This is a genomic window from Streptomyces sp. PsTaAH-137, from assembly GCF_003259365.1.
GTDB lineage: Bacteria > Actinomycetota > Actinomycetes > Streptomycetales > Streptomycetaceae > Streptomyces.
Genome location: NZ_QLLY01000004.1, coordinates 1 through 21,154, shown reverse-complemented (window position 1 = coordinate 21,154; position 21,154 = coordinate 1). Strand labels below are relative to the sequence as shown.

At 72.6% G+C, this 21,154-nt stretch carries 20 protein-coding genes; 13 read left to right on the top strand and 7 right to left on the bottom strand.

The genetic code is table 11. The annotated features are described in order from the left end of the window. Window positions 1–43 precede the first annotated feature (43 nt). A complete protein-coding gene (locus K377_RS09080; protein WP_111662715.1) occupies window positions 44–598 on the bottom strand; it encodes a SigE family RNA polymerase sigma factor in 555 nt (184 codons plus the stop codon). Between the two features lie 186 nt (window positions 599–784). Beyond that, window positions 785–1,699, bottom strand: coding sequence for an A/G-specific adenine glycosylase (locus tag K377_RS09075; protein WP_111662714.1), 915 nt, complete (start codon window positions 1,697–1,699; stop codon window positions 785–787). A 181-nt stretch (window positions 1,700–1,880) separates the two neighbouring features. Here K377_RS09075 and K377_RS42200 point away from each other — a divergent pair, with 181 nt between their 5' ends. Beyond that, window positions 1,881–2,006, top strand: coding sequence for a hypothetical protein (locus K377_RS42200; protein WP_258395002.1), 126 nt, complete (start codon window positions 1,881–1,883; stop codon window positions 2,004–2,006). 41 nt (window positions 2,007–2,047) lie between these two features. Here K377_RS42200 and K377_RS09070 read toward each other — a convergent pair whose 3' ends face one another. Beyond that, window positions 2,048–2,707, bottom strand: coding sequence for a phosphatase PAP2 family protein (locus tag K377_RS09070; RefSeq protein ID WP_181512515.1), 660 nt, complete (start codon window positions 2,705–2,707; stop codon window positions 2,048–2,050). A gap of 188 nt (window positions 2,708–2,895) precedes the next feature. On the opposite strand from K377_RS09070, the gene K377_RS09065 reads away from it, so the two are divergent. Next, complete coding sequence (locus tag K377_RS09065) at window positions 2,896–3,717, top strand: hypothetical protein (RefSeq protein WP_111662713.1); 822 nt, start codon at window positions 2,896–2,898, stop codon at window positions 3,715–3,717. A gap of 139 nt (window positions 3,718–3,856) precedes the next feature. Here K377_RS09065 and disA read toward each other — a convergent pair whose 3' ends face one another. Further along, window positions 3,857–4,981: a DNA integrity scanning diadenylate cyclase DisA gene (gene disA, locus K377_RS09060; RefSeq protein ID WP_111662712.1), complete on the bottom strand. Its 1,125-nt coding sequence runs from the start codon at window positions 4,979–4,981 to the stop codon at window positions 3,857–3,859. Window positions 4,982–5,074: 93 nt separating this feature from the next. Further along, complete coding sequence (radA, locus tag K377_RS09055; protein ID WP_111662711.1) at window positions 5,075–6,493, bottom strand: DNA repair protein RadA; 1,419 nt, start codon at window positions 6,491–6,493, stop codon at window positions 5,075–5,077. 196 nt (window positions 6,494–6,689) lie between these two features. Between radA and K377_RS09050 the strand changes: the two genes are divergently transcribed. Next, window positions 6,690–8,414, top strand: a complete 1,725-nt coding sequence (locus K377_RS09050; protein WP_111662710.1) for a hypothetical protein — start codon at window positions 6,690–6,692, stop codon at window positions 8,412–8,414. A 27-nt stretch (window positions 8,415–8,441) separates the two neighbouring features. Here K377_RS09050 and K377_RS09045 read toward each other — a convergent pair whose 3' ends face one another. Continuing rightward, entirely contained in the window at window positions 8,442–9,296 is an 855-nt protein-coding gene (locus K377_RS09045) for a hypothetical protein (RefSeq protein ID WP_111662709.1), read from the bottom strand. Between the two features lie 80 nt (window positions 9,297–9,376). Here K377_RS09045 and K377_RS09040 point away from each other — a divergent pair, with 80 nt between their 5' ends. From K377_RS09040 to ilvD, 4 genes are all read left to right on the top strand, one after another. Next, entirely contained in the window at window positions 9,377–10,312 is a 936-nt protein-coding gene (locus tag K377_RS09040; RefSeq protein ID WP_111662708.1) for a Ppx/GppA phosphatase family protein, read from the top strand. Window positions 10,313–10,539: 227 nt separating this feature from the next. Further along, window positions 10,540–11,364: a sugar phosphate isomerase/epimerase gene (locus tag K377_RS09035; RefSeq protein WP_111662707.1), complete on the top strand. Its 825-nt coding sequence runs from the start codon at window positions 10,540–10,542 to the stop codon at window positions 11,362–11,364. Continuing rightward, a complete protein-coding gene (locus K377_RS09030; protein ID WP_111662706.1) occupies window positions 11,361–12,011 on the top strand; it encodes a TetR family transcriptional regulator in 651 nt (216 codons plus the stop codon). The genes K377_RS09035 and K377_RS09030 overlap by 4 nt, the downstream gene beginning before the upstream one ends. A 175-nt stretch (window positions 12,012–12,186) precedes the next feature. Then, entirely contained in the window at window positions 12,187–14,040 is a 1,854-nt protein-coding gene (gene ilvD / locus K377_RS09025) for a dihydroxy-acid dehydratase (RefSeq protein WP_111662705.1), read from the top strand. A 17-nt stretch (window positions 14,041–14,057) separates the two neighbouring features. Here the strand turns inward: ilvD and K377_RS09020 are convergent, their stop codons facing one another. Beyond that, the gene (locus K377_RS09020; protein ID WP_111662704.1) at window positions 14,058–16,196 is read right to left on the bottom strand and encodes a serine/threonine-protein kinase; all 2,139 of its coding nucleotides are present in this window, start codon (window positions 16,194–16,196) and stop codon (window positions 14,058–14,060) included. Window positions 16,197–16,336: 140 nt separating this feature from the next. Between K377_RS09020 and K377_RS09015 the strand changes: the two genes are divergently transcribed. The 6 genes from K377_RS09015 (at window position 16,337) to proC (ending at window position 20,520) form a co-directional block, all read left to right on the top strand. Further along, complete coding sequence (locus K377_RS09015) at window positions 16,337–16,645, top strand: SH3 domain-containing protein (RefSeq protein ID WP_111662703.1); 309 nt, start codon at window positions 16,337–16,339, stop codon at window positions 16,643–16,645. Between the two features lie 56 nt (window positions 16,646–16,701). After that, window positions 16,702–17,229: a tripartite tricarboxylate transporter TctB family protein gene (locus tag K377_RS09010; RefSeq protein WP_111662702.1), complete on the top strand. Its 528-nt coding sequence runs from the start codon at window positions 16,702–16,704 to the stop codon at window positions 17,227–17,229. Between the two features lie 43 nt (window positions 17,230–17,272). Further along, window positions 17,273–18,064 carry a class I SAM-dependent methyltransferase gene (locus tag K377_RS09005; protein ID WP_111662701.1) on the top strand — a complete coding sequence of 264 codons (792 nt, stop codon included), beginning with the start codon at window positions 17,273–17,275 and terminating at the stop codon, window positions 18,062–18,064. 34 nt (window positions 18,065–18,098) lie between these two features. Next, window positions 18,099–18,857: an ABC transporter ATP-binding protein gene (locus K377_RS09000; RefSeq protein ID WP_111662700.1), complete on the top strand. Its 759-nt coding sequence runs from the start codon at window positions 18,099–18,101 to the stop codon at window positions 18,855–18,857. Next, window positions 18,854–19,591, top strand: a complete 738-nt coding sequence (locus K377_RS08995; protein WP_111662699.1) for an ABC transporter permease — start codon at window positions 18,854–18,856, stop codon at window positions 19,589–19,591. The genes K377_RS09000 and K377_RS08995 overlap by 4 nt, the downstream gene beginning before the upstream one ends. Before the next feature lie 116 nt (window positions 19,592–19,707). Next, a complete protein-coding gene (gene proC / locus K377_RS08990; RefSeq protein WP_111662698.1) occupies window positions 19,708–20,520 on the top strand; it encodes a pyrroline-5-carboxylate reductase in 813 nt (270 codons plus the stop codon). Window positions 20,521–21,154 lie beyond the last annotated feature (634 nt).

Below are 21,154 nucleotides of genomic sequence, written 5' to 3'. Positions count from 1 at the left end.
CTGCTCAGGGCTCCGCGGAACCCCGTCCCAGAGGCACGTGTGCCTAGGCCGCGCAACGCTCCCGCTCCTCACGACGGTCGAGCGCGCCCGCCACCAGTTCCTCCCGGTCCCGGTTCTCCAGCTCTTCGCGGAGCCGGGCCAGGGCCCGGTGCAGCGTGCTCTTCACGGTTCCGGCCGACATTCCGAGGGCGGCGGCCGTCTCCTCTGTGGACATCTGCTCCCAGTGTCGCAGCACCACGACACTGCGCTGCTTCGGAGCCAGCACCTTCATGACGTCCATCAACAGGGCACGGTCCGCGTGCTGCTCGGTGGAGTCGTCGATCGTCGACTCCGGAAGCTGCTCGGTCGGGACCTCCTCCAGCTTCCGGGCCCGCCACCACTCGGTCCGCGTATTGATCATGACGCGGCGCAGATAGGCGTCGGCCAGGCGCTTGTCCGCTATGCCGTCCCACCGCCCGTACGTCCGCACGAGCGCCGTCTGCAGCAGGTCCTGGGCGTCGACGGGGTCCGGCACCAGACGCCGGGCGCTGCGCAGCAGAGCGTCCTGCCGCGTCCGGACGTACTCCTCGAACTCGAGCACCTCACCGCCGTGCGCCATGATGAACCGCCTCCCGATCCCGCTTGCTCCCCGTGGTCCGCACTGGTCGTGTGCGGTGTTGAGAAGAAGCTACGGAGGCGTTGTCACGGCACTGTCCGTTCCAGCCTTCGACGAACGCACGGCTGTCCGTCGGTTCTGTAACGGAGCTGAGAATCGGCTGAATGTCTCCGGCCGTCGGCGCAGGTCTCAGCCGGCCGGAAGCCGGTACAGACCGCCCGCGAGCGGCTCCACCAGACCATCGCCGACCAGGCCGTCCAGCGCCCGGGCCCGCTGCACCGGATCGTCCCAGACCCGGTCCAGCGCCGCCTGCGGAACCGGAGCGACCGCGTCCCGCAACACGGCGAGCAGCTTGCCCCGCACCTGACGGTCCGTCCCCGCGTACGTCTGTCCGCGCCGCGGCGGCCCCTCGTGCGCGGGCTTCCCGGCGAGCCGCCACGCGCACAGCGCGGCGATCGGGCACCGGTGGCACTCCTCGCCCTTCGCGGTGCACACGAGGGCGCCCAGCTCCATCGAGGCGGCGGCCCACTTGGCGGCAGTGTCCTCCTGCTCCGGCAGCAGGGTCCGGGCCAGCTTCCGCTCGGCGGCGGTGGTCGCGTTCGGCGGGAACTGCACGCCCGCCACGGCGCGGGCGAACACCCGCCGCACGTTGGTGTCGAGCACCGCGTGCCGCTGCCCGTACGCGAACGAGGCGACCGCGGCGGCCGTGTACTCCCCGATGCCCGGCAGAGCGAGCAGCTGGGCGTGACCGGTCGGTACGTCGCCGCCGTGCCGTTCCGTTATGGCGACGGCCGCGCCGTGCAGCCGCAAGGCGCGGCGCGGGTAGCCGAGCCGGCCCCAGGCACGGACGGCTTCGCCGGGGGCGTCCTCGGCGAGGTCGGCGGGGCGCGGCCAGCGGGCGAGCCACTGTTCGTAGACCGGCAGGACCCGGCTCACCGGGGTCTGCTGCAGCATGAACTCGCTGACCATCACGCCCCACGGGCCGGCCTCTGGGCGACGCCAGGGCAGGTCACGGGCGTGCTCGTCGAACCAGTCGATGACCGGTTCGTGGAGATCGGTCCGCTCGGCGGGTGCGTTCTCGGGAGTCTTCGTGGGCGCAGTCATGGCACTGCCGATCCTGCCACGGGTGGAGGGCACCCCGGGACGGACGGCGCCGCCGCCGTCACCCGGGGGCCGCGCTTTGTTACCGGGCGGCTCGGGGAGAGGAGGGGCGGCGGACGGTACAGGTGGATACCTGACGATCGACAGGGGCGGTGCGGACGGCCGCGCTTGTACCGTCGACCGAGTGAACCGTCGACGCCGGGTCGCCGTGCTCGTGGACCTCTCGCTCTGGGTGGCGCTGTGCCTGCCGGTGCTCGACGCGGGACCGCACGACGGCGGCATACGAAGCGGGCCTGCTCACGTGAGGTGACATCACGTCAGCAGGCCCGCTTCGTGCCGGGTGTTCGGGGATCAGCGGCGATGTGCCCCGCGTCGCGGCGCCGTGCCGGGCCGCGCCGCGCGGGTGGCCGGGCCCGGACCGGCGAACCACAGCACCAGACCGTTCCGCGACCCCCGCATCGTGCCGACGAGCCGCGCCGCCGCCGGTGCGCACAGCCGGGAGAAGAGGACGGCGACGAAGGTGCCGAGGAGCAGGCCCACCGCGACGTCGTGCGGGTAGTGCACGCCCACGAAGACCCGGGAGAACGCCATCATGATCGCCATCGGCACCGTCAGCCAGCCGATCTTCGGCCAGGCCAGCGCGAGCCCCACGGCCGCCGCGGCGGCGATGGTGGAGTGATTGGACGGGAACGACCAGTCTCCGTAGGCGGGGCAGTCGATCAGCGGCGCCAGCGCTCCGCTCACCGCCCGGCACGGCCGGTCCTCGTCGATCCCCGACTTGGCCACCTCGCTGATCACGTACGCCACGGCGGTGCCCAGGGGGGCGAGCACCGCGACGGCGAGGGCCCGCGGATCGCCGCGCCGCGCCCGCCACCAGGCGACGACGAAGAGCACGGCGAAGAGCAGCAGCCCCAGTTCGGTCCACACCTCCATCAGGTGCTGGAACCACGACGGAGTGTCGTGGGCGAACTGCAGGATGTCGCGATAGAGATCGGAGTCAATGGTTCCCATGGTGCCGGACAGTATGCAATACAAGGTGAGTGGCACTTCCGGCGACGGTCACCGCCCGCACCTGACGAAAGACAGGGGTCGCCGTGTGTCCGCGCGAGACGGGGGCATGATGATGATCCTGAAAACTTGCTGTCCGGTGCGGCGGGTGGACACCGGACAACCGCCCGATCTCTCGTAAGGTTTGAGCCGTGGGATCTCTGCGCAATCCGATCGGGCCGCTTCCCTCCTCCATCTACTGGCGCCGGAGGGGCGTTCTGGTGTCCGTTGTGGCGTTGCTCGCGCTGCTGATCGTCTGGATCGTCAACTTGGGCGGCGGGGGCGGGAACAACGGCGCGGGGGGTGCGAACGGCAAGCACCCGACGCAGTCCATCACGCCCGGCCCCTCCGGCTCCGGCCCCGCGATCAGCCAACATCCCGGCGGGCGCGACACATCGGGCGGCTCCGGCGGCGACGCGGGCAGCGGCTCCGGCGACGGCTCGGGCGACGGGAGCGGTGGCGGTTCGGACGGCACCGGCGGCTCGGACGACTCGGCCGGCGGCGGCGACGGCGCGGGCAGCGGCGGCGGTACGGCGTCGGGCGACCAGGTCCCGGCAGGGTCCAAGCTGCCCGACTGCACGGCGGGCGGGGTGACCCTCTCGGTGCGCAGCCTCCACAACTCGTACGCGCCCGGGGAGAAGCCGCGCATCGAGCTGGCCGCGAAGAACTCCACGGACACGTCCTGCAAGGTCGATCTGGGCCCGCGCACGGCGGTCGTGACGATCACCAAGGCGGACGGCGACAAGGAGTTCTGGTCGTCGAAGGACTGCCCGTCCGACAACGCCGCGGGCCTCCTGCTGCGCGTCCCGGCGGGCGGCAAGGTCACCCACACCCTCACCTGGGACCGCCGGCCGAGCGCCCCCCGGTGCGCGACCCCGCCGGCGGGCGCGGCCACCCCGGGCACCTACCTGGTAGAGGCAAAGGCCCCCCAACTCACGGGCACCCAAACCTCATTCGTCCTCAAGGCGGACTAGCGCCGAGGACGAGCGCCCCGTCAGGGGCGCGGGGAACTGCGCGAGCAACCCACCACAACGGGAAGCCGACGACGAACCCCAAAGGCGCCCCGCACCCCCAAAGACCCCGGGGACCACGCCACCCGCCAAACCGGCGGAGCTACACGTACCGCTCCAGAATCGAAGACTCCGCAAGCCGCGAAAGCCCCTCCCGCACACTGCGGGCCCGCGCCTCCCCGACCCCGTCCACGGTCTGGAGGTCGTCGACGCTGGCGGCGAGCAGCTTCTGCAGCCCGCCGAAGTGCTCCACGAGACGGTCGATGATGGCCCCGGGCAGCCGCGGCACCTTCGCGAGGAGCCGGAAACCGCGCGGCGAGACCGCCGAGTCCAGCGCCTCCGGCGACCCCGTGTACCCCAGCGCCCGCGCCACGATGGGCAGTTCGAGCAGCTCGCCGTGGTGCAGCGAGTCCAGCTCGGAGAGCGCCTCGTCGACCGTGCGGGAGCGCTTGGCGGTCGGCTCGGGCACATAGTCCCGTACGACGAGCTCGCGCTCGGGCTCGACGCCCGCGATCAACTCGTCGAGCTGGAGGGCGAGAAGCCGCCCGTCGGTGCCCAGCTCCACCACGTACTCGGCGATCTCCGTGGCGATCCGGCGCACCATCTCCAGGCGCTGGGCGACCGCGGTGACGTCCCGGACCGTGACCAGGTCCTCGATCTCCAGGGCGGAGAGCGTGCCCGCCACCTCGTCGAGCCGCAGCTTGTAGCGCTCCAGGGTCGCGAGCGCCTGGTTGGCCCGGGACAGGATCGCCGCCGAGTCCTCCAGGACGCGGCGCTGCCCGTCCACGTACAGCGCGATCAGCCGCATCGACTGGGACACGGAGACCACCGGGAAGCCGACCTGCTTGCTGACGCGGTCGGCGGTGCGGTGCCGGGTGCCGGTCTCCTCGGTGGGGATCGTCGGGTCCGGCACCAGCTGCACACCGGCGCGCAGGATCTTGCTGAGGTCGGAGGAGACCACGATGCCGCCGTCGAGCTTGCACAGCTCGCGCAGGCGCGTGGCCGAGAACTCCACGTCCAGGACGAAACCGCCGGTGCACATCGACTCCACGGTCCGGTCGGAGCCGAGGACGATGAGACCGCCGGTGTTGCCGCGGAGGATGCGCTCCAGACCGTCGCGCAGGGCCGTACCGGGCGCCACGGCGCTCAGCGAGGCGCGCATCAGAGTGTCCGCACCGGAACTCCCGCCGGACTTGCCGGGAGCTGTCGCCCGGTCGTTGGCTGCCACTGCACTCCTCCGGATCGCAGGCTTTTGGGGTGCCCTGGGGTTCTTCGCCTTCGTCCGTCGTGTTCGTACGCACGGGCGAGACCTGGGCAAAGTCTACCGGCGGTCCTCCGTCTCCCGTGGGGCCTCTCGCCGACGGCTCTTCGGCAGCACCCGCAGCGCGTCCCCTATATCGGCGACTTCCAGGACCTTCATACCGGCCGGGACCTTGCCCGGATCGCCCGGGACGAGGGCATGGGTGAAGCCCAGCCGGTGCGCCTCGGCCAGCCGGCGCTGCACGCCCGTGACCCTTCTGACCTCGCCCGCCAGGCCCACTTCTCCGATCGCCACGAGATTCTTGGGCAGCGGGGTGTCGCTCGCCGCGGAGGCCAGCGCCAGCGCGATCGCGAGGTCCGCGGCGGGCTCGGTGAGCTTCACGCCGCCGACCGTCGCGGAATAGATGTCCCTTTTGCCCAAGGCGCTGATCTTGCCCCGCTGTTCGAGCACCGCCAGCATCATCGAGACGCGGGAGGTCTCCAGGCCCGATGTGGTGCGCCGGGGCGAGGGGATCTGCGAGTCGACGGTGAGCGCCTGCACCTCGGCGACCAGCGGGCGGCGGCCCTCCAGGGTGACCGTGAGGCAGGTGCCCGGCACCGGCTCGTCGCGCCGGGTCAGGAACAGGCCGCTCGGGTCGGCCAGGCCCGTGATGCCCTCGTCGTGCAGCTCGAAGCAGCCGACCTCGTCCGTCGTCCCGTACCGGTTCTTCACACCGCGGACCAGGCGCAGGCGCGCGTGCCGGTCGCCCTCGAAGTTCAGCACCACGTCGACCAGGTGCTCCAGGAGGCGCGGGCCCGCGATGGTGCCCTCCTTGGTGACATGGCCCACCAGGAGCGTGGACATGCCGCGCTCCTTGGAGGCACGGATCAGCGCCCCGGCCACCTCGCGGACCTGCGCCATGCCGCCCGGCGCGCCGTCGATCTCCGGCGAGGCCACCGTCTGTACGGAGTCCAGGACCAGCAGCGACGGCTGCACCGCGTCCAGATGGCCGAGGACGGCGGACAGGTCCGTCTCGGCCGCCAGGTACAGATGGTCGTCGATGGCGTGGATGCGGTCCGCCCGCAGCCGCACCTGGGACGCCGACTCCTCACCCGTCACGTAGAGCGTCTTGTGCTGCTCGCTCGCCGACTTCGCGGCGACGTCGAGCAGCAGCGTGGACTTGCCGACGCCGGGCTCGCCCGCGAGCAGCACCACCGCGCCGGGCACCAGACCGCCGCCGAGCACCCGGTCCAGCTCGGGCACACCGGTGGTGCGGGCCGTGGCCTGCCGGCCGTCCACCTCGCCGATGGGCAGCGCGGAGGTCGTGACGCGGCCGGGCGCGGTCGTGCGCACCGCCGGGGCGCCGTACTCCTCGATCGTCCCCCAGGCCTGGCACTCGCCGCAGCGGCCCAGCCACTTGACCGTCTGCCAGCCGCACTCGGTGCAGCGGTACGACGGTCGTTGCTTGCCGCTGTTCGCGGATTTGGTACGCGTGGCCATGGGCGAAACCGTAGCGGGCGGCACTGACAGTCCCTCCGGGCCACCTGCCGACGGTCGCCCCGCGTAGCCGTGCTGGCCACGGCATCAGCCTCGAATGCGGGGTTCCTGTCCTCTTTTGAGGGATCGTTTCACCCGTAAGGATTAAATGTGCTCAAGGGGGCGGAAGGGGCCCTACCCGCCGCCTACGGTCGCACAGGTGACAAGCAGCAGGCCGGAAACCCCGACACACCCGACCGGCGCACACCGGGCGCACCGCGCCGGGGCGAGGCGGCCGGTGCCGCGCACCGCCCCGCAGCGCCCGCCCGCGCGCTACGAGCCGTGTCTGGACGGCCTGTTCACCTACTGCCTCTCCGTGCTCTGCGACCACGACGAGGCGATCGCCGCCCTCGGGGACGCCCTCGCCCTCGCCGAGCGGCGCGGCTCACGCGGGCCCGACGCGGAGAGCGACCGCAGGGCGTGGCTGTACGCGCTGGCCCGCTGGTCCTGTCTGCACCGCCTGACGGAGGCCAAGCGCCGCAGGCAGCGGGCGCACGCGGCCGGCTCCGCCCCGGACACCAAGAGTGCCCCGGAGGCGCCGCAGGACGGCCTCCTCCAGGAGGAGCGCCGCCGCCAGCTCGCGCTGCTCGCCTGGCCGGAGGCGGCCGGCACCAGCCCCGAGCAGCGCGAGGCGCTGGAGCTCGCGGTGCGCCACCAGCTGTCCGCCGCCGAGGTCGCCGCCGTGCTCGGCACCGATCCGGGCGCCACGCGCGAGCTGCTCTCCGTCGCCGCCTGCGAGGTCGAGCGGACCCGCGCCGCGCTCGCCGTCGTCGAGACGGGCACCTGCCCCAGCGTCAACCGCCTCACCGGGGACAATCAGCTGCTGCTGTCCAGCGCGCTCCGCCGCGAGCTGGTGCGCCACGTGGACGACTGCCCGCGCTGCCGCCGCACCGCCGAGCGCGCCGTCCCCGGCGCCTGGCCCGGCACCTCGGTCACCCCCGCCGCGCTGCCCCTCGCCGAGGCCCCCCGCGCGGCCCTGCACCACGCGATGCACGCCGCCCACGGCGCGCACCTGCGGGCCCCGCGCTTCGACCGGCGCGGCTTCCCGATGGACCCCAAGGACCGCGCGGCCCGCCGCGACCGCCTTCGCGCGCGTGCCCTCACGACGACGGTCGTCGCCACGGTCGTCGCGGCCCCCGTCTTCGCCCTGTGGGCCGCCTACCGCGGCGCACCGCTGACCGGCGAGGGCAACGACGGCCGGTCGGTCAGCGCCAGCGAGGCCGAGGGACCGGACGGCCTGGACGGCGAGCGCGCCGACGGCACGGGATTCGGCTACGAGAACGCGGGCAACGCCAGTACGACGCCCGACCCCCGCTTCACCGCGGGCAGCCGCTCGCCCGACGTCTCCGTGGAAGTGATCTCGCCGCCCACGCGCGCGAGTTCGGGCCCCGGCCGGCTCACCGTGACGGCCCAGCCCAGCGGCGGCGCGACGCTCATCACGCTGACGGCGTCCGGCAGCGGCCCCGTGCACTGGTCGGCGTCCACCGGCGCCTCCTGGCTCTGGCTGAGCCAGACGTCGGGCACGCTGAAGCCCGGCGAGTCCAGCACGATCCGGGTGTACGTGGATCACGACCGCGAGCCGGCCGGGCACTGGAGCGCGCGCATCGCCGTCGATCCGTCCGGCGCGGTCATCTCCCTCGACGGCTACGGACGCGGTCCGGGCGGCGGCCACCACCACCCCGGCCACGGCGGCGGACATCACGGCGGCGGCTCGTCGTCGCCGTCCGAGCCGGACCCCACACCGACGCCCAGCGACCCGGGCACCACCGACCCGGACCCCACTCCGACACCGAGCGACCCGGCGACCAGCGAGCCCGAGCCCACCGCGTCCGACACGGCGAGCCCGGGCCCGGGGGACCCGACGGCGCCGCCGCAGTCCCCCTGAGGGCCGGAGCCGTGACGGGCCGCGGGGTCAGGAGGCGGCGGGGTCCGCCGGGTGCGGGGCGAGCAGGGGCAGCCCCTTGGGCAGGGCGGCCAGCCGCTCCTCGCACAGCTCGACCAGCTTCGCGTACCCCTCGGGGCCCATCAGCTCGGTCAGCTCCGGGCGGTAGGAGACGTACACCGGGTCACCGGCGCCGTGCGCCGAGGTCGCCGACGTGCACCACCAGTGCAGGTCGTGGCCGCCCGGACCCCAGCCGCGCCGGTCGTACTCACCGATCGAGACCTGGAGCACACGCGTGTCGTCCGGCCGGTCGATCCACTCGTAGGTCCGCCGGACCGGCAGCTGCCAGCACACGTCCGGCTTCGTCTCCAGCGGCTCGCGGCCCTCCTTGAGAGCCAGGATGTGCAGCGAGCAGCCCGCGCCGCCCTTGAAGCCCGGGCGGTTCTGGAAGATGCACGAGCCGTTGTACGGGCGGGTCTGCCGCTCGCCGTCCTCGTCCTTCGACACCCAGCCCGACTCCGTGCCGACGTCGTGGTGCTGCCAGATGTCGGGCGTGAGCCGGTCCACGAACCCGGCCACGCGCTTCTCGTCGTCCTCGTCCGAGAAGTGGGCGCCCAGCGTGCAGCAGCCGTCGTCCGCGCGCCCCGCCTGGATGCCCTGGCAGCCACTGCCGAAGATGCACGACCAACGAGAGGTCAGCCATGTCAGATCACAGCGGAAGACCTGCTCGTCGTCGGCCGGATCGGGGAACTCGACCCAGGCGCGCGGAAAGTCGATGGCCTTCTCGTCCTGCTTCAAGTCCTGGCCCTGCTTCAGCAGTGCCGACTTGGCCTTCTTTTCGCTCTTACCGCTTTTGTCGGCCTTGGCCTTTTTCGTCTTTGGCACCGTTCCAGAGTAAGCGCGCCGAGGGGTTCGGTCGGACCTTCCCTGCCGGGGGACGTCACGGGCGCAGTAGCGTTCCGTACATGAGACTCGGTGTCCTCGACGTGGGTTCGAATACGGTCCATCTGCTGGTGGTGGACGCGCACCCGGGTGCCCGGCCGCTGCCCGCGCACTCGCACAAGGCCGAGCTGCGGCTCGCCCAACTCCTCGACGACCGCGGGGCGATCGGCCCCGACGGCGTGGAGCGGCTCGTCGGCACGGTCAGAGGCGCCCTGGAGGCCGCCGAGGACAAGGGTGTCGAGGACCTGCTGCCGTTCGCCACGTCGGCGGTGCGCGAGGCGACCAACGCGGACGAGGTCCTGGCCCGCGTCAAGGACGAGACCGGCGTCGAACTGCGGGTGCTCACCGGCGCGGAGGAGGCGCGGCTCACGTTCCTCGCCGCCCGCCGCTGGTTCGGCTGGTCCGCGGGCAAACTCCTCGTCCTGGACATCGGCGGCGGCTCGCTCGAAATCGCGTACGGGATGGACGAGGAGCCGGACGCCGCGGTGTCGCTGCCGCTCGGCGCCGGGCGGCTGACGGCGGGCTGGCTGCCCGGCGACCCGGCGGACCCCGCCGACGTGAAGGCGCTGCGCCGGCACGTGCGGGCGCAGATCGCGCGCACGGTGGGGGAGTTCAGCCGGTTCGGGGCGCCGGACCACGTCGTCGCCACGTCCAAGACGTTCAAGCAGCTGGCCCGGCTCGCCGGGGCGGCCCGCTCCACCGACGGGCTCTACGTCCAGCGGGAGTTGAAGCGCAGATCCCTGGAGGACTGGGTGCCGCGGCTCGCCTCCATGACGGAGACCGAGCGCTCGGAGCTCCCCGGCGTCTCCGAGGGCCGCGCCGGCCAGCTCCTCGCCGGAGCCCTGGTCGCCGAGGGCGCGATGGACCTCTTCGGCGTGGAGACCCTGGAGATCTGCCCCTGGGCCCTGCGCGAGGGCGTCATCCTCCGCCACCTCGACCAGATGCCCCCACACTCCTGACACCCCGCCCCGCCGTCTTGGGCAATCTGCCGCCAAGGGCGGCAGGGTGGGCAAGGCGGCCCCCCGGCGCGGGGCGAGCGCCCATCCGGCCCGAGCCCCGGCCCGGCGCCCGCACCCCGGCCCCGCCCCGCACCCCCGGCGACGGGCCCCCACCATCAAGCCACCCACCCCCACCCCCGAAAAGGACCGCCTCCCCACCCCGAGGAGAAGGCCCGTACTCTGTCCCCGTGGCAGAACCAGTGGTGCGCATCCCGGATGCGAAGGTCGCCCTGTCGACGGCCTCGGTCTATCCGGAGTCCACGGCGACGGCCTTCGAGATCGCCGCACGCCTGGGCTACGACGGCGTAGAGGTCATGGTCTGGACCGACCCCGTGAGCCAGGACATCGAGGCCCTGCGCCGCCTCAGCGACTACCACCGGATCCCGATCCTGGCCGTCCACGCCCCGTGTCTGCTGATCACGCAGCGCGTCTGGTCCACCGACCCCTGGACGAAGCTGCAGCGCGCGAAGAGCGCGGCCGAGCGCCTCGGCGCCTCGACGGTGGTCGTCCACCCGCCCTTCCGCTGGCAGCGCCAGTACGCCCGCGACTTCGTCGGCGGCATCTGGCGGATGGCGGACGAGACGGACGTCAGGTTCGCCGTCGAGAACATGTACCCGTGGCGCTACCGGGACCGCGAGATGCTCGCGTACGCGCCCGACTGGGACGTGACGAAGGACGACTACCGTCACTTCACCGTCGATCTCAGCCACACGGCGACGGCCCGCACCGACGCCATGCACATGATCGACCGGATGGGCGACCGCCTCGGCCACGTCCACCTCGCGGACGGCAACGGGTCGAACAAGGACGAGCACCTGGTCCCCGGCCGCGGCACCCAGCCCTGCGCCGAACTCCTCGAACGCCTCGCGACCGGCGGCTTCGACGGCCACGTCGTGATCGAGGTCAACACCCGCCGGGCCATGTCGAGCGCCGAGCGCGAGGCCGACCTCGCCGAGGCCCTGGCCTTCACCCGCCTGCACCTGGCCTCCGCGGTCCGGGTGCCGCGTCCATGACGGACCCCGAACGCCCCGAACACCCCGCCCGCCCGGAACCCGCGCGCCGCCGGGGACGCCCGTCCCGTACGCGCACGGAGGGCGGCCCGGACACCCGGCAGCTGATCCTCGCCGCGGCCCGCGAGGAGTTCGCCGAGCGGGGCTTCGAGAAGACGTCCGTACGCGGCATCGCGAAGGCGGCCGGCGTCGATCCGGCGCTCGTGCACCACTACTTCGGCACCAAGGAACAGGTCTTCGCCGCGTCGATCGAGGTGGCGTTCGCCCCCGCGCTGCAAGCGCCCGCCGCGGTGGAGGACGGCCCGCTCGACGCGGTCGGCGAGCGGCTGACCCGTTTCATCTTCGGCGTCTGGGAGAACCCGGCCACCCGGGCCCCGCTGCTCGCCATCGTGCGCTCCGCCGTCAACAACGAGACCGCGGCCGCCGTCTTCCGGCGCCTGATCGCGGCCCAGCTGCTCTCCCGGCTCGCCCGCCGCCTCGACGTGCCGGAGCGGGAGGCCGAGCTGCGGGTCTCGCTGGCCGCCGCGCAGCTGGTGGGCACGGCGATGCTCCGCTACGTGATCAAGGCGGAACCGCTGGCGTCCGCCGACGCCGAGGACGTCATCACCCGGCTCGCGCCCGTGGTCCAGCGCCACCTCACAGGCCCGTAGCGGCGCGGGGCCCGGTCCGGAACCGTGAGACGCCCGTCCCGCCATCCGGACACCCGGTCCGGATGACAGACCGGCGGCGTAGGCTCGTGAGCCAGTCTTTTCTGTTTGACTTTCTGCCTGACTTTTCTGTCTGACGGTCCGCCCCCGCGGACCCGACCTGAAGGAGCGAGCGGCGATGCCCGAGCTGAGGTCCCGCACAGTCACCCACGGCCGCAACATGGCGGGCGCCCGCGCCCTTATGCGCGCCTCCGGTGTACCCGGTGCGGACATCGGCCGGAAGCCGATCGTCGCGGTCGCCAACTCGTTCACGGAGTTCGTGCCGGGCCACACGCACCTGGCGCCGGTCGGCCGCATCGTGAGCGACGCCATCACGGCCGCGGGCGGCATCGCCCGCGAGTTCAACACCATCGCGGTCGACGACGGCATCGCGATGGGCCACGGCGGCATGCTCTACAGCCTGCCCTCGCGCGACCTGATCGCCGACTCGGTCGAGTACATGGTCGAGGCGCACTGCGCGGACGCGCTGGTCTGCATCTCGAACTGCGACAAGATCACCCCCGGCATGCTGATGGCGGCGCTCCGCCTCAACATCCCGACGGTCTTCGTCTCCGGCGGCCCGATGGAGTCCGGCCGGGCCACCCTGGTCGACGGCACGGTCCGCACGCTCGACCTGGTCGACGCGATGTCGGAGGCGGTCAACGACAAGATCTCCGACGAGGACATCCTCCGTATCGAGGAGAACGCCTGTCCGACCTGCGGCTCGTGTTCCGGCATGTTCACCGCCAACTCGATGAACTGCCTCACCGAGGCCATCGGCCTGAGCCTCCCGGGCAACGGGTCGGTGCTCGCCACGCACACCGCCCGCAAGGCGCTGTACGAGCGCGCGGGCGCCACGGTCGTCGAGCTGACGAAGCGCTACTACGGCGAGGACGACGCCTCGGTCCTCCCGCGCAACATCGCCACGCACGCCGCCTTCGAGAACGCCATGGCGCTCGACATCGCCATGGGCGGCTCCACGAACACGATCCTGCACCTGCTGGCCGCAGCCCAGGAGGCCGAGGTCGACTACAACCTCGACCACATCAACGCGGTCTCGCGCCGCGTCCCCTGCCTGGCCAAGGTCGCGCCGAATGTCGCGGGCTCGAAGACGTACTACATGGAGGACGTGCACCGCGCCGGCGGCATCCCCGCCCTGCTCGGCGAGCTGTACCGGGGCGGTCTGCTCAACGAGGACGTGCACACGGTCCACAGCCCCTCCGTCAAGGAGTGGCTGGACACCTGGGACGTCCGCAGCGGCTCGACCTCCGAGGAGGCCCTCGACCTGTGGCACGCGGCCCCCGGCTGCGTCCGCTCCGCCGAGGCGTTCTCGCAGTACGAGCGCTGGGACACCCTGGACACGGACGCGGCGGGCGGCTGCATCCGTGACGTCGCCCATGCCTACTCGGCGGACGGCGGCCTCGCGGTCCTCAAGGGCAACCTGGCGGAGGACGGCTGCGTCGTGAAGACGGCCGGCGTCGACGAGTCGATCTGGACCTTCGAGGGCCCGGCCGTCGTCTGCGAGTCGCAGGAGGAGGCCGTCAGCAAGATCCTCACCCAGCAGGTCAAGGAAGGCGACGTCGTCGTCATCCGCTACGAGGGCCCCAAGGGCGGCCCGGGCATGCAGGAGATGCTGTACCCGACCTCGTACCTGAAGGGCCGCGGCCTGGGCAAGGTCTGCGCGCTCGTCACCGACGGCCGCTTCTCCGGCGGCACCTCGGGCCTGTCCATCGGCCACGCCTCGCCCGAGGCGGCGGCGGGCGGCACGATCGCGCTCGTCGAGGACGGCGACCGCATCCGCATCGACATCCCGAACCGCACCATCGAGCTGCTGGTCGCGGACGAGGAGCTGGCCGGCCGCCGCGCGGCCCTCGACGGGGTCTACGCCCCGAAGAACCGCGAGCGCAAGGTCTCCCAGGCCCTGCGCGCGTACGCCGCGATGGCCACCAGCGCCGACAAGGGCGCGGTCCGCGACGTGTCCAAGCTGGGCTGACCGGCCGAGGCACCGCCTCACCAGTCTTCGGGGTGGCTCCCGTCCATCCCGAAGACACTGCCGTCGGGCGCGCCCGCGTACACCTTCCCGCCGATCACCACGGGCGCCGGCAGCTCGGCGACCAGCCGGTCGGAGCGCGGGGCGGGCCGCGGGCGCGTCTGCGCGAGCGGCGCCCCGGTGCGCGCGGACGCGGCGATCAGCCGCCCGTCGGTCGCCGTGTAGTAGAGGCTGCCGCCCGCCGCGACCGGCCGTGAGGGACGGCTGACCGAGGTGTCCCGCTGCCAGCGCACCGCCTCCCCCTTCGCCGTGCCCGGCCGGGTGTCGACGGCGTACACCAGGCCACCGGCCGCGTACACGTACACCGTCCCGCCGCTCTCGGCGGCCTGCGCCTGATCGACCGGCACCGGCATGGCGACCCGGTGCACCGCGTGCGTACCGGTGTCGACCCGGACCACGGCGTCGGTCATCTGCCGCAGGTCCAGGGAGAGCAGGTGCAGCGCGTCGTCCCCGGCCGCGACGGGGCGCAGATAGCCGCTCGCGCGGGTCGACCACGTCACCCGCCCGTCCTTCGCGGAGACCGCGCCGACCGTGGTCGCGGAGCCGTCCGCCGTCGGCGTCGCCCTGAAGAACGTATCCGCGCCGCCGGCCATCCACTGCGCCCCGGCCTCCCCGACGCTCCGGGCCCACCGCTGCCGCCCGGTCGCGCTGTCCAGAGCCCGCACGGTGCCGTCCGGCGCGACGAGCAGCGTGGTGTCGGCGGAGTGCTCGACGGAGTCCAGGCCCGCGGTGCCGCGGGTCCAGCGCGCCTTTCCGGTACGGGGATCGAGCGCCGTCAGCCGGCCGTCGGCGACGACGTGCAGCAGCCCGCCGGACAGTGCGCTGGGCCCCTGCGGCTTCCCGCCCGCCCGGAACCGCCAGAGGACCCGGCCGTCCGCCGGATCGAGCCGCGCGGCGACGCCGTCGTCCGTCACGCAGTACAGCGCGCCCCCGCCCGCGAGGCAGGCGGGCGGATTGCCGCCCGAGGAGTCGAGCCGGACGCTCCAGGGCGTGAAGGCGGTGGCCGAGGCGGTGAGCCCGGACCGCGCCGGACCCTCCTGACCGCCCGGGGACAGCGCGCCGGTGGCCAGCGCCGCGACACCGCCGACGAGCAGGACGCCCACGGAGGCGCCCAGGACCACCCGGGACCGCCGCCCGCGCCCGGCCGCCGCACCGGTGCCGGTGTCCGTCGTCCGACCGCTCCGCGTCGACAACCGCGCGCCGCCGGAAGCGACCCGCTCGCTCGCATCCGGCGCGCGCTGCGCCGGTATGCGCGGCACCGCCTCCGGCTCCTCCGGGAGTTCACGCAGGGCGTCCATGATCTCGGCGGGGGAGGGCCGCTCGGCCGGGTCCTTGGCCAGACAGCGCCGGATCAGCGGCACGAGCGCGTCGGGGACGCCGGACAGCTCCGGTTCGTCGTGCACCACCTGGTACGCGACGAGGTACGGGCTGTCCGAGTCGAAGGGGCCGCGCCCGCTCGCCGCGTGGGCCAGCACGGCGCCCATGGCGAACACGTCGGCGGCCGGGCCCACTTCGCGCGGCCGCTGGAACTGCTCCGGAGCCATGAACGGCGGTGAGCCGATCAACTTGCCGGTCTCCGTACGGAGTTCACTGTCCACGGGACGCGAGATGCCGAAGTCGATGACCTTCGGGCCGTCGGCGGCGAGCAGCACATTGCTCGGCTTCAGGTCGCGGTGCACCACGCCGACGCGATGGATGTCGTGCAGCGCCTCCGCGAGCCCGGCCCCTAGCCTGCGCACCTCGGAGACGTCCAGCGCGCCGTTCCGCTTCACGCGCTCCGCGAGGGTGTCGCCGGGGATGAACAGCGTGGCCATCCACGGCAGGCGGGCGCCCGGGTCGGCGTCCACGACCGGCGCGGTGAAAGCGCCGCTGACCCGGCGCGCGGCACTGACCTCCTGCCGGAAACGGGCCCGGAACTCCGGATCCGCCGCGTAGTGGGCGTGCACGATCTTGACGGCGAGCCGCAGCCCGGAGGCGGACGTGGCCAGATGGACCACGCCCATGCCGCCCGTTCCCAGGCATTCCTCCAGGCGGTAGCGACCGGCATAGCCCGGACGCTCCGCTTCCGGTCCGGGTCCGGTGCTGCGCAGCGGCGGCATCGTCCACCCCCGTGTATTCGAGTCCGCAAGCGCGACGCACGGAGCCTAGTCGATGGTGCGTGCGATGCCTCAGGGGCTTGCTAGCCTGCGCGCGTCGCACGGCGCGACGCGCGTCACAGACGTCAACGGGGGAGTTACACATGGCTGTTGAGAACACCGACATAGCGGACAAGAGCGGCATCGAGAGCGTCGCGGCGACGGCCACCCGCTACCCGGTCGCCCCGGGCATCCGCCTCAAGGTCCGCAGCGGCCCCGGCACCCAGTACGAGCTGCTGCGCACCCTGCCGGCCGGCGCCAGCGTGCCGATCACCTGCCAGCGGCCCGGCGAGTGGGTCACCGGCACCTACGGCACCACGAACATCTGGGACAACATCGGCGGCGGCCAGTACGTCTCGGACTCCTACGTGAAGACGGGCAGTGACGGTTACGTGGCAGGGCGCTGCTCCTGACGGACGGCACCGGGCCGGTCCCGCGTCCCGCGGCCCGGCCCGGTGATAATCGAACCGTGAGCGACGACACCGGCACCCCCACCCCGAGCATCCCCATGGCGGACACCCCCGGCCCCCGCCCCGAGGAGATCCGTTTCTTCGGTACGACCTGGGCCGACCACAGCGGCCACTACGGGCTGCGCCGCGCAGGCGTCGGCATCGGCGCCCTCGTGCTGGCCGTCGCCGGCTGCTTCGTGCTGCGCTTCGCCTACCAGGGCCTTGCCATGGCCGACGTGGGCTCGTTCGTGAACGTCCTGCTCGTCGCCGCGTTCGCGATCTGCAGCGCCCTCGGCTTCAGCCGCACCTGGGGCGCCTTCTCCGAGCGCCCCGACGCCGAGAAGCAGGCGTCCCTGCGCGGCTTCCTCGCGATCGGCTTCGTCGGCGTCCTCCTCGCGTACGCCCTGCGCTGCGTCACCGAGGCCCCCGGCGAGAAGCTGCGGCGCCGCGAGTACGAGACCGCGCGCGACCAGTACGAGCGCCGCACGAAGCGGCGCACCGGCAACCCGTCGAAGAAGAAGTCCGGCGGCAGACAGCGCAAGAGCTGACCGCCTCCTGACACCCGGCGCCGCGCCCCGCGACGATGGCGCCATGACAGACGAACCGCCGCTCGACGCCCGCCCCGCCGCCGACTTCGCGCTCTCCTTCGACGGGGTCGCCGCCCAGTACGCCACGGCCCGCCCGAGCTATCCGCCCGCGCTCCTCGACACCGTCGAGGAGCTGACCGGCACCTCCCTGCGCGGAAAACGGGTCCTCGACGTGGGCGCGGGCACCGGCATCGCCACGGCCCTGCTGCGCGACCGGGGCGCCGACGTCATCGCCGTGGAACCGGGACCCGGCATGGGCGCCCAGTTCCGCACGACCCTCCCCGACGTCCCGCTGGTCCGCGCCTACGGCGACGCCCTCCCGTTCGCCGACGCCACCGCCGACCTCGTCACCTACGCCCAGTCCTGGCACTGGACCGACCCGGCCCGCTCGATCCCCGAGGCCCTGCGCGTCCTGCGCCCCGGCGGCGCGCTCGCCCTGTGGTGGAACGTCCCCGACCCGGACGTCGCCTGGTCCGCCGCCCAGGAACACCGCCTCCAGGACCGCCTGCCCGGCTACCACCGCCACGGCGTCAGCGCCGACGCGCCCCGCCTCATCACGGACCTGGGCCTGACCCCGGCCCCCACCACCGCCTTCCGCCGCCTGCACTGGACCCGCCGCATCCCCGTCGACCTGCACCTGGCCCATCTCGCCAGCCGCTCGTACTTCGTCGTCCTGGGCCCCGAGCGCGCGAAGCCGGTCCTGGACGACGAGCGCGCCCACCTCCTGCGCGACTTCCCCGACGGCACGGTCGAGGACGCCTACGCCGTGGACCTCACCGTCGTACGCCGCCCTTGACCGAGGCCGCCCCGAGCGAGATATTCATCAGGTGATGAATAAAACGTCCTCCGATGCCGAGGGAGGGCCGGCGGTCCACGCCACCGGCCTCTCCGTCGTCCGCGGCACCCGCCGGGTCCTGCGCGACCTCGCCTTCACCGTCCCGCGCGGCCGGATCACCGGCCTCCTCGGCCCGTCCGGCTGCGGCAAGTCGACCCTGCTGCGCGCCCTCGTCGGCACCCAGGCCAAGGTCACCGGCACCCTCACGGTCCTCGGCCGCCCGGCGGGCCACCCGAGCCTGCGCTCACGGATCGGCTACGTCACCCAGGCGCCGTCCGTCTATCTCGACCTGACCGTCCACCAGAACCTGGACCACTTCGCCGCGATCCTCCTCCCCGGCCGCGCGGCAGCGGACCGCCGCCGCACGGAGATCGACCGCGTCCTGGCCGCCGTGGACCTCACCACCCACACCCACGCCCTCGCCGGCACCCTCTCCGGCGGCCAGCTCAGCCGGGTCTCCCTGGCGGTGGCCCTCCTCGGCACCCCCGACCTCCTGGTCCTGGACGAACCGACGGTCGGCCTCGACCCGGTCCTCCGCCGCGACCTGTGGCGCCTCTTCCACGACCTCACCCGCACCCACGGCACCACCCTCCTCGTCTCCTCCCACGTCATGGACGAGGCCGAGCGCTGCGGCCGCCTCCTCCTGCTGCGCGACGGCGAACTCCTCGCCGACGACAGCCCCGAGGCCCTGCGCACCACGACCGGCACCGACACGGTCGAGGACGCCTTCCTGCACCTGGTGGACGCGGCATGAACATCCACCGCACCACCGCCACCGCGACCCGGGTCCTGCGCCAGCTCCGCCACGACCCCCGCACCATCGCCCTGATGCTCCTGGTCCCGTGCCTGATGCTGCTCCTGCTGCGCTACGTGTTCGACGGCAGCCCCGGCACCTTCGACTCCATCGGCGCCTCGCTCCTCGGCATCTTCCCGCTGATCACGATGTTCCTGGTGACGTCGATCGCGACCCTGCGCGAACGCACCTCCGGCACCCTCGAACGCCTCCTCACGATGCCCCTGGGCAAGGGCGACCTGATCGCGGGCTACGCCCTCGCGTTCGGCACCGTCGCGGTCGTCCAGTCGGCGCTGGCCACGGGCCTCGCGCTCTGGGTCCTCGACCTGAACGTCACCGGCTCGGCCTGGCTGCTCCTCCTGGTGGCCCTGCTCGACGCCCTGCTCGGCACGGCCCTCGGCCTCTTCGTCTCGGCCTTCGCGGCCTCCGAGTTCCAGGCGGTCCAGTTCCTGCCGGCGGTGATCTTCCCCCAGCTCCTCCTGTGCGGCCTGTTCACCGCCAGGGACACCATGCAACCGGTACTGAAGGCGATCTCGAACGTCCTCCCCATGTCCTACGCGGTCGACGGCATGAACGAGGTCCTGCGCCACACCGACCCCACCGCCACCTACCTCCGCGACGTCCTGATCGTCGCCGGCTGCACCGTCCTGGTCCTGGTCGTCGGCGCGGCCACCCTGCGCCGCCGCACCCCCTGACCCGCGTCCGCCCACCGGACACCCGCAGGGCCCCGCCCCGCCCGATGCGAGGATGCCCAGGACCCCATGCACGGAACGGGACGACGCAAGCCACGCACCACGGGAGGTCCACGCCCATGAGCCACAAGGTCGCCGTACTCGGCACAGGCAAGATCGGTGAAGCCCTGCTCAGCGGAATGATCCGCGGCGGCTGGGCCCCGGAGGATCTCCTGGTCACCGCCCGCCGCCCGGAGCGCGCCGAGGAACTGCGCACCCGGCACGGCGTCACCCCCGTCACCAACCAGGAGGCCGCCAAGCAGGCCGACACCCTGATCCTGACGGTGAAGCCCCAGGACATGGGCACCCTCCTCGCCGAACTGGCCCCCCACGTCCCGGCCGACCGTCTGATCATCAGCGGCGCGGCCGGCATCCCCACCACGTACTTCGAGGAACGCCTCCCCGAGGGCACCCCGGTGGTCCGCGTCATGACGAACACCCCGGCCCTCGTCGACGAGGCGATGTCCGTCATCTCCGCCGGCACCCACGCCACCGAGGCCCACCTGGCGCACGCCGAGGACATCTTCGGTTCGGTCGGCAAGACCCTCCGCGTCCCGGAGAACCAGCAGGACGCCTGCACCGCCCTCTCCGGCTCGGGCCCGGCCTACTTCTTCTACCTGGTCGAAGCCATGACGGACGCCGGCATCCTCCTGGGCCTCCCGCGCGACAAGGCCCACGACCTCATCGTCCAGTCCGCGATCGGCGCGGCCACGATGCTCAGGGACAGCGGCGAACACCCGGTCAAGCTCCGCGAGAACGTCACGTCCCCGGCCGGTACGACCATCAACGCGATCCGCGAGCTGGAGAACCACGGCGTACGCGCCGCCCTCATCGCCGCCCTCGAAGCGGCCCGCGACCGCAGCCGCGCCCTGGCCTCCGGCAACAACAGCTGACATCTGCCTCGCGCACGGGCCCGGGGCATGGGGTTGACACGCCCCGGGCCGATCCGTAATGTGCTCCGAGTTGCCCGACGTGAGCGCCGACTCCGGTTGGTCCCCGGGCAGCCATTCCGCAAGACCCACTCAAACGCACGACGACTGGTTTCTCTCTGTCGTCGTGACACTGTTTGCGTGCGCTTTTGCGAAATGAGGAATCTCCGTTCGAAAGACCGGAGAGCCCGGACCCCGATTAGCTCGGGAGCCCGGATTCCGCTAAAGTCTCACTCGTCGGAACGGCCCCAACAGGCCGGGAAGACAAGCCCGCTGACTGGGAATCAGGCCCGAAAGGATCTGATAGAGTCGGACTCGCCGGAAAGCCGAAAGGCCGGAAAGCGAAGCAAGACCCCGAGGAAATCGGCCGGTGAAACGGTCTGATAGAGTCGGAAACACGAAATACCGAAGGGAAGCGCCCGGAGGAAAGCCCGAGAGGGTGAGTACAAAGGAAGCGTCCGTTCCTTGAGAACTCAACAGCGTGCCAAAAATCAACGCCAGATATGTTGATACCCCGTCTCCGGCCATCAGGCTGGGACGAGGTTCCTTTGAAAAAGTCCTGCCGGTCACTGACTGGCAGGCGCACAGCGAGGACGCT